The organism is Alcaligenes sp. LTN-3, assembly GCF_059735605.1.
Window position 1 is genome coordinate 630655 of sequence record NZ_JCAPDN010000003.1, and the last position, 14368, is coordinate 645022.

Sequence of the window (14368 nt, forward strand, 5' to 3'; positions counted from 1 at the left end):
AACGCTTGGTCTGGGGCGAACACCCTACGGGAACTGCCGGCATCCGCGAGATGAGCGCTATTGGCGATGAGTTCGGCGCCAAGCATGTGTTCTTTGTGGACTTATGCGCCACGCTTACACAGCAATCTGAGATGTTGGAAGCGGTTCGCTGGCTGGATCAACAAGGTCAGGATGTGCAACTGCATGCCCATCCTGAAACCTTGCCCAAGTCTTTCTGGGCCAAACACCGTTTGCCTCCCAGTCCCGGTTTGATGAACCAATTCAAAGACCAAGCCCGCGCCGAATTCGTCTTCCGACACTTCGGCAAGCTGATCTCTGACGTCACTGGCAAACCCATCCTTGCCCATCGCGCCGGTTCTTTCCGCTGGAATGCCCTCACAATCCATGCTTTGCAGGCAGTCGGTATTCCCTTGTCGTTCAACCAGTCCATGCGGGCCGCCTTGTTGAAGCGCTGTCCAACAGGCCAGCCTGATTGCTTGCCTTACGCCTGGTCCAACGGCACGATTGAAGTCCCGGTAACAGAGCGCTTTAGCCCTGGTGTGTTGGATGCCAAACCGGACCGCTGGTCCAGTCTGACCTACCCGGAGTCTTCTTATTTTCAATATGGTTCACGGCCTACGACTTTCTGGAAGGATCCTCTGTGGTCTTTACCCAAAGTCTCGGTGGTGTTGATGCATTCTTGGTCTTTGCTGGATTTGGATGAAAATGGCCATTTCCAGTACACCAACGACCGTCTGCTGGAGGGCTACCGCCTGTTCTTGCAACGAGTTGTTAAGGACTACGACGTGATCACCACAGCAGATTTTTTGGATCTGCAGGCGCGGGGTAAAATCCGTCTTTCGCGAACAGTTAACTTAGAGCAGGTAGAAACACAGGTATGAGGGATCGCTACGCAATGATTACGGTCGATACAGAGGCACTGCCCAAGCGCGCCTCTGACGATCACGTTAATCGTCTGATCTGGGGGCGATTTCCAAGAGGTACGGCCGGGGTGGCCGAGATGTGCAAGATCGGTGACGAGTTCGGCGTCAAGCATGTGTTCTTTACGGACTTGTGCGGGGCTTACTCGCGTCTGGATGAGCTGAAAGAGGTTGTGCGCTGGCTGGATGAACAAGGCCAGGATGTGCAACTGCACACGCACCCGGAGTACTTGCCCGACAGCTTCTGGAAAGAGCATGGTTTGTCGAACCGTCCACAGTACATGAACCAGTACACCGAGCAGGCTCGTGCCGAGTTCGTGTTCAAGTACTTTGCGGGTTTGATGTCCGAGGTAACAGGCAAGCCGGTTCTGGCGCATCGTGCGGGTTCATTCCGCTGGAATGCGGATACGATTCGTGCTCTGAAGGCAGTGGGTATTCCTTTGTCCTTCAACAATTCTGTATGCGCCGTGCATAACAATCAGTGCATTTATAGCAAACCCACGAACAAGCCTTTTACTTGGTCCAATGGCGTGATTGAGGTGCCTATGACCGAGAAACGGATTCTAGGTAAGGTAGGCAAGCCGGAGTGGTGGGCTCGCCTTACTTACCCAGAGTCCAGCTATTTCCGCTTCCGTCCCTGGTGGGGGCAGTTGCTGTTGAATACCCTTAGCGGCAACCCTTCCTTTGCTGTCTTTCTGCTGCACTCCTGGTCCTTGCTGTTCTGGGACGAGAACGGCTTGGGAGAATATCGTGATGATAGCCGCATGGAAGGCTATCGCAAGCTGCTGGCCCGTCTGACTAAAGATTATGACGTGATTACGACGGCAGAGTTTCTGGACTTGAAGGCTCGCGGAAAAATTGTTGTGCCTGATACGGTGGACTTGTCGCTGGCAGAGCTTCAAGCAGAACCGGATAATAAAATTCAGAAAAAGGCTTGAGGGAAATGCTCTTTAAGTTATGGCGTGGGCTGTTGCGTGAGCCTTGGATGGCTCTGAGCCGGCGTTTGACCTTGTTTACGGTGCGTCGGCAAACCCGGCGCGGTCAGCGCCGTGAGACACCTTATGAGCCTGTGCCAGGACGTGTGCTGTATGTGCCGGCTAGTGCCTTGCCGTATCACATCAGCGGCTACACCACCCGTACCCACGAGATTATCCGCGCCATGCAGGCGGCAGGTGGGGATATCTGTGTGCTGACACGCCCAGGTTATCCATGGGATCGTAAAGACAGATTGGTGGATGCCGAGCAAGATGAAACCCTGGTGGATGGGGTGCGATATGCGCATGCTCGCAATCCTTCCAACAAGCGCCCCGTGATGCAGTTCGCCATCGAAGCTGCCGCCTCCATCGCCCAGGAAGCCATCAAGCAGCGCGTCGCCGTCATCCATGCTGCTTCCAACCACGTCAATGCCTTGCCGGCCTTGATTGCTGCGCGTCAGTTGGGCATTCCGTTTCAATATGAAATGCGTGGCTTATGGGAGTTGAGCCGGGCCTCCCGTATGCCGGAGTTCCGGGACTCTCAAGGTTTCAAGCAGGGGCTGGAGCTGGAAGGTCTGGTTGCCAGCCAAGCAGACCGTTTGTTTGTGATTTCCGAGCAGTTGGGCCAATACGCTTGCGAGCACTGGAACGTGGATCCCGCACGTATGGGGTTGATGCCCAATTGCGTGGACCCTTCGCGTTTTATTCCTGGTGCGGCCCAGGATGTGCAGCCCAATACCATTGTCTACGCTGGTTCCCTGATTGTTTATGAGGGGCTGGATGTTTTGATCGACGCTGTGGCGGACCTGGTGGGCCGTGGCAAGGATGTAACCCTGACCATTATTGGAGATGGGGAGGCGCGCGCGCAGTTGCAGGCCCAGGTACAAAGTCTGGGTATGGAACAGCACGTGCTGTTTGCTGGTCGGGTCTCGCCTGAAGAGGCCCGTGCTTTGCAGGCCAAGGCTGCATTGGTATGTATTCCTCGTCGTCCTTTTGAAGTGTGTCGCATTGTGCCGCCCATCAAGTTGGTCGAGGCGATGGCGATGGGCAAACCTGTTCTGGTGCCGGATTTGCCGGTGTTCAAGGATGAGGTTGGGTCGTGCCGTTCGGTACGCTTTTTTAAAGCAGGTGATGTGCAGGACTTGGCCCGTGTGCTGGATGAGGCGTTTCAGGCGGGGCCGGAGGTCTTGGCGCAGGACGGTGCTTTGGCACGTGAAGAAGCCTCGCAGCGTCGTAGTTGGGCGGACTTTGTGGTGCATGCTTTGCCGGCCGGGACTCACTCATGATTGGCCGCGCAATCCGGGCTTTGGGTGCTCGTATTTATACGCACCCCACCGTCAGCGAAGACGGCAAGCCTACAGGGCAGTTTGGGCGACTGAAAGTGGCCTTGGTCTCGGACTACTTCACGGCAGATTGCCTGTCAGCCGAATGCTCTATCCGTATTCTGAACCCGCGCAATTATGAGGAGGTCATCTCCTCCTGGAAGCCGGATCTGCTCTTTGTGGAGTCCGTGTTTCATGGCTTGGGTGGCGCGTGGCGTTACGAGCTGGCCAAGCAGTCGCGACTGATTCGTTTGCGTACGCCTCGCACGATTTACAAGCTGGTGCAGTTTGCTAAAGATCAGGGCGTGCCCACGGTGTTCTGGAACAAGGACGACGGGGCGTATTTTGAACACTTCATTGATGTAGCCAAGGCTTTTGATTATGTGTTCACCACCGATAGCGATTGCTTGCCGCGCTATCGCGCCCGCCTGAATCCTGATGTGCCCGTGAACACCTTGAGCATGCCGTATCAGCCTGCGTTTCATCATTTCACGGGCTTTGGGTTTACGCGCAAGGAAGGGTGTTTTACGGGCAGTTATTACCGCCGTATCCTGAGTGAACGTCGCCGTTTTCTGGACATGATTTTCGGGGCCTGTGAGGATGCTCAAATGCATCTGAATGCCTATGACAGAAATCACGACAGGCTGTCTCGGCATCTTGAGTTCCGTTTTCCTCGCTCGACGCATTTACAGGTGCATAGCCAGGTGCCGCACCGTGAGACCGGGCGTATCTACAAAGAGCATGTAATGTGTCTGAACGTGAATTCGGTCACGGACTCCGACACCATGTGCTCACGCCGCTTGCTGGAAATTCTGGCCAGCGGAGGTATTGCAGTGACTAACCCCGGTCGGGCGGTGGATCGTTATTTTCGTGATTTCTGCCACGTGGTGCATTCCCGTGAGCAGGCCAGTGAATTGTTTTCTCGTCTGCGCCAAGGCCCCTCTGCACAGGACTGCGAGCGTGCGGCGGCGGGGGCGGCTTATGTACGCCAGTTCCACACTTGGGAGCATCGCCTCCAGGAGTTGGCTGATGTGGTCGGCTTCTAGGGTGCGCTTGTTTCCATGATTGTGAGCATTTTTGCGTACCTGATTCAGGCGCTGTTCTTGTTGGTTGTCGGGGCCTTTGCCCTGTACGTAGTCTTGGAGCTACGGGTACTGTTGATCTCGCGCCGGGTGGAACGACGCAAGCTAAGTGAGCTGGTGCAAACGTCTGCGTCCGTGCAGCAAGACTGGTATCCCAAGGTCAGTGTTCTACTACCGATTTATAACGAGGCTGCCGTTGTCGAGCGTCTGATCGATGCGGCTTGTCGTCTGGATTACCCGGTATCTGCGCTGGAAATTCTGGTGCTGGACGACTCAACAGATAAGACGGCGCTGTTGGCCCAAAACAAGGTGAATCAACTGGCCAGTCAGGGTGTGCCGATTCGCCGCATTCAGCGTGCTGATCGTACGGGCTATAAGGCCGGGAATCTGGTGCATGGCATTCAGCATTCCCAGGGCGAGTTTTTTGCGATCTTCGATGCGGATTTTTTGCCGCCCGCTGATTTTTTGCAAAGAACCATTCCGCCTTTCAAGGACGCGAAGCTGGGTTTTTTGCAGACAGGTATTGGTTATGAAAACCGCGACCATTCTTTTCTGACCCGCTTTCAGGCCATGGAAATGGGCCACCAGCAATATGTGACGGTAGGCCTGAGTGAAGACGGGGATATGGCCTCTTTAAGTGGCAGCTCCTGTGTCTGGCGGCGCGCTTGCGTGGAGGCACTGGGCGGCTGGAATGCCTCCACCATTACCGAGGACGTGGACCTGGGTTATCGGGCCCAGTTTGGGGATTGGAAGTACGCCTATCTGCGCGATGTGGTGTCCATGTCCACCTTGCCCGAGAACATCAGCGCCTTCCGTGTGCAGCGGGAGCGTTGGGGGCGAGGGCTGATACACAGCGCCTTCAAGCACCTGGGCCAGATGTGGCAGCAGGATATGCCCTTGATGAAGCGCATGCATGCCTTCTCCATGATGTTTTCATCGGTCATGCTGGCGTCTATTTACGCCTTGATTTTGTTAAGCCTGCCGCTGAATTATTTGCTGGATTTCGACCATGTGGTCTTGCTGTGGGGCGCACCGCTGTTCTTCTTGCTGGTCGCTGTCTGGGCCTTGAATAATGCCTTTGGGGCTCGCAAGGGCGCGCGTTTCGATGACAGGCCGGGTGTCTTGGGCACTCTGTGGCATACCTACTTGTATGTCGCCATGTTCCCGCCCATGGCTTGGTATTATTTTGTCGGTGGCGTCCGAGCCGCCTTCAAGGTCTACGGGGAATTTAACCGCACGCCCAAAGGCGAGGGCGAGAAGGCAGCAAGACAGCCCCGCATCAATCTGTATTTGCTGATTGGTGAAGTGTTCACCTTCCTGTATTCCGCATTGGCTCTGTATGTGGCCATACGTATGGGCAACTACTTGTTGGTTCCCTTGAATGCGACGGTGTGTGTCGGTTTTGGCATGGTTTTGTACTGGTCCTTTCAAGAAAGGAGAGCGCGTGGGCGTAGCTGAACCCGCAGGGCAGGAGCGAATTCTGATTACCGGAGCTACCAGTGCTATTGGTGGCGAGCTGGCGCTTCACTATGCCAAGCCCGGTACAGAGCTGACTTTGCATGGTCGCAATGCTGCGATTCTGGAGCCTTTGGCCGAGCGCTGCCGGCTAGCGGGCGCGCAGGTAAAGACGTATCAGTTGGATTTGCGTGATCTGGATGCCTTGCATGCCTGCTTGTCGCAATGTGCTGCGTTTGATCTTGTCATCGTGAATGCGGGCATGAATATTCATGTTGGCCCCAATGGCGAGCCGGAGGCCTGGGAAGATACCGAGCTGCTGCTGGATATCAATGTGAAGGCTTCGCTGCGAGTGGTGCAATCGGTGCTGCCTGCCATGCGGGCGAGAGGGCGCGGACAGATCGCCTTGATGAGTTCCTTGGCGGCCTATTTTGGTTTGCCAACGACACCGTCCTATAGCGCCAGCAAGGCGGCTGTCAAAGCCTATGGCGAAGGCCTGCGTGGCTGGTTGGCACCGGAGGGAATCAAGGTCAATGTGGTGATGCCAGGCTACGTCAGCTCGCCCATGTGCGATGCCATGCCGGGCCCTAAACCGTTCTTGTGGACCCCGCAACGAGCAGCCAAGCGTATTGCCCGTGACCTGAAAGCCAATAAAGCGCGCATCAGCTTTCCGTTTCCATTGAATCTTGGTTGCTGGTTTCTGGCCGTGCTGCCCGCCCGGGTGTCCGTCTTTATTCTGAGCAAGATCGGTTATGACGCTTGAGCCGGGATTCTGGACTGCAATCCTGGCTGCGTTGTCGGGGCTGGCTCTGACAGTGGGGCTGGAGCGTTTTTTGCAAACGGCAGCCCGCTGGCGTCGTCCTGCAGCGGCCTGGGCTTTGCATATGGGGCTGTATGGCCTGGCGTATGTCGTGCTGGTTTTTGTGCTGGGGCGGCCTATCTTTGCCACGGCCTTGCTGTGCGCGTTTTTCCTGCTGCTGGTTGTGGTCAGCAATGCCAAGTTCAAGGCGTTGCGTGAAGCCTTTGTGTTTCAGGATTACGAATATTTTACGGATGCGATCCGTCACCCTCGGCTTTATATTCCTTTTCTGGGATGGGGCAAATTCTTTTTGGCGGCAGCGGGTTTTATTGCTGCCCTGACGATTGGTTTATGGCTGGAAGCCGTGCCCGCCTTGCGGGCGGCCTGGACCGGGCAATGGGGCGCCTTGGCGTTGCTTGCTGCGCTTAGCCTGGGTTTGTTGCTGTGGGGCAATAGGGCGCGTTTGATGGTGCAGATTGCACCGGAGCAGGACGTGCAAGCCCTGGGGCTGTTAGCCAGCTTCTGGCGTTATTGGCAGCAAGGCCGAGAACGTCCAAGTTTGTCTTCCCCTTTTGAAAATGCAGCTCCGAAGACCTCGTCTGTTTTGAGCGCTGCGGATTCCTTGGCCGATCTGCCTCATCTGGTTTCCGTGCAAAGCGAGTCTTTCTTTGATGCCCGGCGAATTTCTGACAGGATTCGGCCAGAGATTCTGGCAGAGTTTGATCGCTTCAAATCCGAAGCAGTTGCCAGCGGATATCTGCAGGTTCCCGCCTGGGGAGCCAACACGGTGCGCTCGGAGTTTTCCTTCTTAAGCGGTATAGAAAACCGTGCGTTGGGTGTGCACCGCTTTAATCCTTATCGCGCAGTATGCGCGGGATGGTCCGTGGCGACTTTGGCTTCCTGGTTGAAGCAGCAGGGTTACCGTACGATCTGCATTCACCCTTATCCCGCCAGCTTTTACCAACGCCATCGCGTGTTTCCACTATTTGGCTTTGACGAGTTTCTGGACATCAAGGCCTTTGCCGATGTAGAGCGTACAGGCCCTTATATCGGCGATCTGGCAGTGGCGGAGAAAGTTGCCAGTGTGCTGGAGCAGGCCACAGGGCCGGTATTCATTCACGTGATTACGATGGAGAACCACGGGCCTTTGCACTTGGAAAAAGTTGCAGCGGGGGATATCGAGGCCTTGTATCAGCAAGCCCCCCCGCCAGGCTGCGAGGATCTGACGATTTACTTGCGTCATATCCGTAATGCTGATGCCATGCTGACCCGTCTGCGCGGGGCCTTGAGCTCTTCAGATAGGCCAGCCAGCCTGTGCTGGTATGGCGATCATGTGCCCATCATGCCCTCGGTCTACGCGGCCTTGGGGACGCCGTGTGGGGATGTGGATTACTTTATCTGGAACTCCACCGGAGGTCAGACAAAAACGCCGCATCGGGATGCGGCGATTCATGATCTGGCACGGGAGTGGATGTGCTCAAGTGGGGTGATGTTTAGGCAAGCGTTGTAAGCGCCGGCCTGGATTCAAGCTTTGAAAACGTCTATCCAATGCCGAGTAGACGCATCATGCTCAGCAGAGGTTTCTTTCTCTCCCGACAGTTCCTGCAAAATCCCGTTCGCCAATACTTTCCCGTACTCCACCCCCCATTGATCGAAGGGGTTGATCCCCCAGATCAAGGCCTGCACAAAAATCTTGTGCTCATACAAGGCCAGCAGGGCGCCTAGCGAGAAGGGATTCAGGCGGGGCAATACGATCAGCGTGTTGGGGCGTCCGCCCGAGTGCACGCGGTGGTGGGCCAGTTTGGATGCCTGTTCGCCCAGACCTTGCTTTTCGCATTCGGCCAGGGCTTGCTCGTAGGTCTTGCCGCGCATCAGGGCTTCGCGTTGGGCCAGGCAGTTCGCCAGCAGCAGATTATGGTGCTCGGCCTGATTGTGATCCGCCTGCTGGCACACAATAAAGTCCACTGGAGCGCCATCGCTGCCTTGGTGCAGCCATTGGTAGAAGGTGTGTTGTGCGTCTGTTCCAGCCAGCCCCCAGACGGCGGCGCCGGTGGCTAAGCCAACGGGTTCGCCACTGGTGGTGACGGACTTGCCCAGGGACTCCATATCCAGTTGCTGTATATAGGGGACCAAATTGCCCAGGCGGAAATCGTAGGGCGAGATATTCAATGAGCCATAGCCCAGCACACTTCGATTGACCACGCCGGCCAGTGCCATTTGTACGGGCACGTTGGTGGCGATGGGGGTTTCCTGAAAGTGTTGGTCCATCGCGGCAGCGCCGGACAGCATGCCAGCGACGACATCACTGCTGACGGCCAGGGCAGTGGTCAGGCTGACGGCAGACCATAGGGAAAAGCGGCCACCGACCCAATCCCAGAACTGGAAGATTTGTTTTTGTGGCACGCCCCAGTTGGAGGCAGTGTCAGGGCGGGCGGTGACGGCAACGATTTGCTCGTAGGGGTTGGCAACGCCAGCGGCTTGCAGCCATTCCAGGGCGCGCTGGCCGTTTTTGAGGGTTTCGGTTGTGGTGAAGGATTTGGAGGCGATCACGATCAAGGTGTCGTGAGGGTCCATGCCGGACAAGGCATGCTCCAGCGCATGGCCGTCGATGTTGGCCAGAAAGCGTACATTGCGCCAGCTGTGGCGATAGCCAAAGGCTGCCAGGGACAGGCGCACGCCCCAGTCGCTGCCACCAATACCAATATGAATGATGTTGCGCCAGCGGCGCTCGGAATCCGCTACGCGCACGAATTCGTTCATGCGCTCGCGTTCCTTGGCGACTTCCGCCGTGGGGGCGGGCGCACGCAGGGCGCTGTGCCAGGCGGCACGTTGTTCTGTACTGTTGACGATGCCGCCGTTAAGCAGTTGTTGACGTGCCGTGTCGAAGTGGCGAGCCGCCAAAAGGGCGGCTCCTGCCGTCTGTAATTCTGGTGAATGCCGCTGTCCACTCAAGTCCACTTGCAGGCCCGCGGCCTTCAGGCAATGCAGGTCCAGCGCGTAATGGTCGGACCGGCGTGCTGCCTCGCAAAAACCGGCCCATTCTGGCAGACCGGGTAAAGGGGCAGCACAGGGAAGGTTTGGAGAGTTCACGGACATGGAGATTTAGCCTGCAGTAGACGAAACCGCCATTGTACGAGGCTTTATCGGGCTTGAGCGTCTGCCGGTAAGCGGGTTTGTCTTGGTGTTTACGAGTGCAGGGCGACCAGTTGATTCCCATCGTAGGGCAGTACCCATGCCCGTAAACTGGGGTCGCTTGCCAGAACCCGCGTAATCTCTTGTGGCGACATCCATGAGAACGCCGTGGACAAGGCGTCGGCAATGGTGGCATTTCCCGCTACGACAGAGACACTGCGATACAAAGGTCGGGCCTGACCATTGGCAGGGTTGAGCAGATGAGTAACAGTGCCATCGCGGCTAAGTGCCGTGCCTGATCCAGACGAGGTGCTGACCGCCTGATTGTGCACATCCAGTCGCAACAAGCTGACAGGCTCTGTTTGATCGCCTGCCAGGCCGACACGCCAGGGACGATTACCCGGAGCCATACCCAGGCCACGTATCTCGCCCATATCAACCAGGGCGTGTTCCAGGCCTGCCTGCTTCAACTGCTCGGTGATGCGATCGGTAATGTAGCCTTGGGCAATCCCGTTCAGCGTCAAGGCCATGCCAGGACGTTGTAGTTCAATAGTGTCGTCTTGAATGTGAATGGCTTGGTGGTCAACCTGCTGCAGCGTTTGCTTGATCTGGGCAGCGTCGGGAATGGAAGCCGTGTCGCTGCGTTGAGCCGCTTGGCTATACAGATCCCAAAGCACCTGCACGGTCGGGTCAAAGGCCCCATCCGTGAGTTCACTAATGCGCTTTGACTCCAGCAGCAGTCGTGTCAGATCACCGGGAGCGTGCTTCAGATAGCCGTCGCGGTTCAAGCGGCGCAAGGCGCTGTCCTTTTGATACAGGCTGAAGATTCGCTCCAGACGTTGTACTTCGGATAGGGCCTGGTCTATCAGCAACTGTGCAAACGCGGGGTCGGGGTGATGGATATGAAGTTGTGCGTCCGCACCCAAAGCCACACCTTGCCAGGAACTGAGCGGGGTAGTGGCCGCTTGCATCGCTTTGGCGGCCCATGGCACACCAGTCAGGGCGCTGGTCGCGGCCACAATGCCGATAAAACGACGACGGGAAACAGGAGTAGAAGTCATGGCAAGTACCTGGGATCAGGAAGATAAGCGTTTCAGGGCAGTGCGACCGCACCAAAGATGTAGTTCTCCGGCATGTCGGCAAAGCGAACCAGTTGGCCGCCATGTTGTTGTTGGAAGTCCTTGGCGGCCTGCTCCTGGCTAAAGGGCAGGGCATCGATAGTGCCCATGCCGCCGGTATAGCGGCTGTAGATCAGATACCAGGCCTCTTGTGCCGGTATCCAGGCTTGTTCGGGAAACAGGCCGTCCTGATCGCGCTGGGCCATGTCCTGGACATAGGTGGCGGCAATCGCTTTGGATTCTTCGGGCAATAAGGTGTAGGCGAAAACCTCGCGTATGGTGGTGAACCAGAGTGGTGCTTCGCGTTCGCGCAGAAGAATCTGCCCTTTGGGGCCTTGATGCTCGAACAAGTACATGCCGCAGTAGTGGCCCACGGCGGTTTGGGGAATCTGGACGACGGGTGGCGGTGGGGCTTGTATGGGTTCGGGCTGACCGCAGGCAGCCAGTATCAGGCCCAGACACAGCAAGAGTAGGGTGTGCAGTTTTTTCATAATGCTTTTTTGTTGAAGGCCAGGCTGGCCAGACCAAAAGGCAGGGCGATCCACAGCAGCAGAACGCTCATCAAGACGCTGGCAGGTAGGCGAGCCTGTTCGCTTAAACCGGCCATGCCGGCAAACATGGCAACATTTTCGTAGCCGGTCAGATTCAGCAAGCGGTACACGTCCGTAGGGTTGAACAGCAGGATGATGTTCAGCCAGGAGGCGGTGATCATGGCACCTTGGTCAGCGACCAGAATACCCAGTAGCGCCATGTCATAAATCACCACAAAAAACAGCCAGATACCGATGGCCAGCCCGGCCGCAGTGGCACGCTCTCTGACCAAGGTGCTGATGAAATACCCCAAGGACAAGAAGCTGGCACCAAGCAGAATGCTGGCGCCCATCATGGCTAGAAAGGGCGTCCAGACGCTGAAGTCCAGGCCGCCATGCGCCACCTGCAACGTGACCCCTGCCAGACCGTAGCCCACGACGGTAGACAGGCTCAGGATCAGGACATGGCCCAGAAATTTACCGACCAGAACCTGCCAGCGATGGACGGGGTAGCTCAGCAACAAGGACATGGTGCCGCGTTCGATTTCGCCCACAATGGCGTCGTAGGACAGCAGCATGGCAATCAGCGGGATCAGGAAAATGGACAGGCTGGACAGGCTGACCACGGTAACCGTAAGCGGGTCTACCTTGACGCTGCCCGTGGGGGCACTGCCCAGAAAGCCCAGAGACAAAGCCAGTGCCGCCAACAAGAGGGTGACCGCTAGCACCCAACGATTGCGCAGTCCGTCGCGCACTTCCTTTTGGATGATGATCAGGACAGGGTTCATGGCTTAGTAATCCTCGCGCTTTAAAAAGTGCGCATACAGCTCGTCCAGACCGGGGGACTCCAGCTCCAGGTCGGTCAATCCTGCAATGGCATGGGCCTGGCGCAGGATCTGGATTTTTTCGGCTTCGGTGCAGTGACGCTCCAGGCGCTGGGAACCGATGACATCCCAGTGTTGCGGAACAGGATCGGGGATTTGTTCCACAGTCAGGCGAATACGTACCGGCAAGCCCGCGTGTTGGCGCAGTTCGGACAAGGTGCCATCGGCAATCTTGCTCCCCTGCTGCATCACGATGATGCGGTCTGCCAGACGCTCCATTTCGGCTAGGGCGTGAGTGCTGAGCAGGATGGTGGCACCGGCATCGCGCAGTTCTTGCACGATTTCGTAGAACAGCAGGCGGGAGGCTGGGTCCAGGCCTGTTGTAGGTTCGTCCAGTAAGAGCACACGGGGTTTGCCCAGCAAGGTCTGGGCCAGTGCCAGTCGTTGGCGCATGCCTTTGGAATAGGTGCCCACGCGCTTGTGAGCAGCCTGGGCAATGCCGACACGGGCCAGTAAAGCCTGGTTGTCACGGGTAGGTAGCCCTTTCAGGCGGGCGTAAAACGCCAGGGTTTCGGTGCCGGTCAAGGCAGGGTGCAGGGCGACGGTTTCGGGCAAGTAGCCGATATGGGTTCGCAGCCGGGCAGCTTGGGACGAGCTGGCGTCGTGGTTCAGCAAAGTGACCTTGCCTTCATCGGCGCGGATCAGGCCCAGAATCAACTTGATGACGGTACTTTTGCCCGCACCATTGTGGCCAGCCAGCACGGTGCATTGGCCGGGATAAAGCTCGAAGTTCACCGCGTTGGCGGCGCGCTGCTGGCCGTACAGCTTGCTGACATTGGCCAGCGCGACCGGAGCGGGACCGTTATTGGATGGAGTCATGATTGGCCTTGTAACGCTCCCAGACGGGATTGTCGGGTGCACGCATCAGTGGTGCGCTATCGATGATGCCGCCGGGCAAAATGGCGGGAAATTGGGTTTGCGCCCAGCGCACAATAGAGACGGCAGGGCTGTTCAAAAGCACGCGGGCCGAAGGAGCTCGCCAGACCAGTTGTTCAACAAGGCCATTGGGGCGATAAGCGGTGTCACCGATGCCGTCACCGTTCAGGTCAAAGGCGCTGTGATCGCTCCAGTAATTACCCCGGTCCTTGCTGGACCATTCCAGGTAGCGGGTGCCGACATACTTCACCTGGTTCTGATTCTGGATGAAGGCGTTTTCCGTGATTTCATTGCCTTCGGAACCGGCGGTGTAATGCACCCCGATCTGGGTGTTCTGAACCAGGTTGCCGGAGATTTTGTTGAAGTTGGCGTTGTAGAGAAAAACGCCTTTCTCGGCCCCGTCCACGATATTGTCGGTAATGGTCGATTGCTGGGCGGCGTTGAGCATCAAGCCCTGATGCGTGCTATTGATGCTGATGTTTTCACGTACCGCCAGAAACTGCGAAAACATCAGGGCATAAGCAATGTCATTGCCGATGGAGACATTGCTGCTGACTTCGCTGTTATTGGTGTACATGTAGTGCACCGCATAGCGCAGTTGGGTAAAGCGGTTATGGCTAAAGACATTGTCGCGGCTGGCATTGGAAAAAATCCCGTCGCGACCCCAGGAGATATCGTTGTGCAAAATGCGTGAACCGGGGGAGTTCCAGACCGTCACGCCATTGCCGCGCTCGTTCAAACGCAGCTCTTTATTGCCCACGATGGTGTTGTGTTGCACCAGTGCGTTATGGGGCCCCCAAACGTAAACCCCCACCAGATTGTCGAGAATGTCGTTGTGTTCGATCAGGGCGTTATGGGCGGGTTTATCCAGGAAGATGCCCGCATCCATGTCGGGCAGGCTCAAGCCGGAATTACGCACGGTAATCTGACGTATCTGCACATCTTCCGCCTGCACCCACACCGTGCGGCCTTCACGTTCGCCCATCAACACGGCTTGCCGGTTGCTGGGGCCTTGAAGCGTTAAAGGTTTGTTCACGATGATATTGCCCTGATACGTGCCGGGGGCCAGCACCAGGATGTCGCCGGGCTGGGCAGCATCGATGGCGGTTTGCAGCGCGGTATCGGCAGGCACTTCAATGGTGGCCGCTTGAGCGGCAGCCAGGGCACTGGCCGCCAGGGCCAGGACCGTCAACCGCTTGAAGGCCAGCTTGCGCCCAGAGGCTGGGCGCAGGCACCGTGCACGGGTGGGGAGCAGGTGAAAAGACGTCATGTCACC

General features: G+C 57.1%; 13 protein-coding genes. 7 read left to right on the forward strand and 6 right to left on the reverse strand.

Annotation, left to right across the window (positions count from 1 at the left end):
* Positions 1-50 precede the first annotated feature (50 nt).
* The 7 genes from AC6I6N_RS15780 to AC6I6N_RS15810 are packed head-to-tail and all read left to right on the forward strand — an operon-like array spanning position 51 to position 8062.
* Positions 51-881, forward strand: a complete 831-nt coding sequence (locus tag AC6I6N_RS15780; RefSeq protein ID WP_497943634.1) for a polysaccharide deacetylase family protein — start codon at positions 51-53, stop codon at positions 879-881.
* Positions 878-1858 carry a polysaccharide deacetylase family protein gene (locus AC6I6N_RS15785; RefSeq protein WP_497943635.1) on the forward strand — a complete coding sequence of 327 codons (981 nt, stop codon included), beginning with the start codon at positions 878-880 and terminating at the stop codon, positions 1856-1858. The genes AC6I6N_RS15780 and AC6I6N_RS15785 overlap by 4 nt, the downstream gene beginning before the upstream one ends.
* 5 nt (positions 1859-1863) lie before the next feature.
* Positions 1864-3180, forward strand: coding sequence for a glycosyltransferase family 4 protein (locus AC6I6N_RS15790; protein ID WP_497943636.1), 1317 nt, complete (start codon positions 1864-1866; stop codon positions 3178-3180).
* Positions 3177-4262 carry a CgeB family protein gene (locus AC6I6N_RS15795; protein ID WP_108728415.1) on the forward strand — a complete coding sequence of 362 codons (1086 nt, stop codon included), beginning with the start codon at positions 3177-3179 and terminating at the stop codon, positions 4260-4262. The genes AC6I6N_RS15790 and AC6I6N_RS15795 overlap by 4 nt, the downstream gene beginning before the upstream one ends.
* 15 nt (positions 4263-4277) lie before the next feature.
* Entirely contained in the window at positions 4278-5756 is a 1479-nt protein-coding gene (locus AC6I6N_RS15800; protein ID WP_108728416.1) for a glycosyltransferase, read from the forward strand.
* Positions 5743-6516 carry an SDR family NAD(P)-dependent oxidoreductase gene (locus AC6I6N_RS15805; RefSeq protein ID WP_497943637.1) on the forward strand — a complete coding sequence of 258 codons (774 nt, stop codon included), beginning with the start codon at positions 5743-5745 and terminating at the stop codon, positions 6514-6516. The genes AC6I6N_RS15800 and AC6I6N_RS15805 overlap by 14 nt, the downstream gene beginning before the upstream one ends.
* A complete protein-coding gene (locus AC6I6N_RS15810) occupies positions 6506-8062 on the forward strand; it encodes an LTA synthase family protein (protein WP_497943638.1) in 1557 nt (518 codons plus the stop codon). The genes AC6I6N_RS15805 and AC6I6N_RS15810 overlap by 11 nt, the downstream gene beginning before the upstream one ends.
* Before the next feature lie 14 nt (positions 8063-8076).
* On the opposite strand, the gene pgi is transcribed toward AC6I6N_RS15810, so the two are convergent.
* From pgi to AC6I6N_RS15840, 6 genes are all read right to left on the reverse strand, one after another.
* The gene (gene pgi / locus AC6I6N_RS15815) at positions 8077-9648 is read right to left on the reverse strand and encodes a glucose-6-phosphate isomerase (protein ID WP_108728419.1); all 1572 of its coding nucleotides are present in this window, start codon (positions 9646-9648) and stop codon (positions 8077-8079) included.
* An 89-nt stretch (positions 9649-9737) separates the two neighbouring features.
* The gene (locus tag AC6I6N_RS15820; protein WP_497943639.1) at positions 9738-10745 is read right to left on the reverse strand and encodes an FAD:protein FMN transferase; all 1008 of its coding nucleotides are present in this window, start codon (positions 10743-10745) and stop codon (positions 9738-9740) included.
* Between the two features lie 32 nt (positions 10746-10777).
* On the reverse strand, positions 10778-11293 hold the full coding sequence (locus tag AC6I6N_RS15825) for a nitrous oxide reductase accessory protein NosL (protein ID WP_230019369.1): 516 nt from the start codon (positions 11291-11293) through the stop codon (positions 10778-10780).
* Positions 11290-12120 carry an ABC transporter permease gene (locus AC6I6N_RS15830; RefSeq protein ID WP_346548901.1) on the reverse strand — a complete coding sequence of 277 codons (831 nt, stop codon included), beginning with the start codon at positions 12118-12120 and terminating at the stop codon, positions 11290-11292. Before AC6I6N_RS15830 ends, AC6I6N_RS15825 begins: the two co-directional genes overlap by 4 nt.
* Before the next feature lie 3 nt (positions 12121-12123).
* Positions 12124-13035 (reverse strand): ABC transporter ATP-binding protein, encoded by a 912-nt coding sequence (locus AC6I6N_RS15835; RefSeq protein WP_108728423.1) that lies wholly within the window; start codon positions 13033-13035, stop codon positions 12124-12126.
* On the reverse strand, positions 13019-14362 hold the full coding sequence (locus tag AC6I6N_RS15840) for a nitrous oxide reductase family maturation protein NosD (protein WP_497943640.1): 1344 nt from the start codon (positions 14360-14362) through the stop codon (positions 13019-13021). The genes AC6I6N_RS15835 and AC6I6N_RS15840 overlap by 17 nt, the downstream gene beginning before the upstream one ends.
* Positions 14363-14368 lie beyond the last annotated feature (6 nt).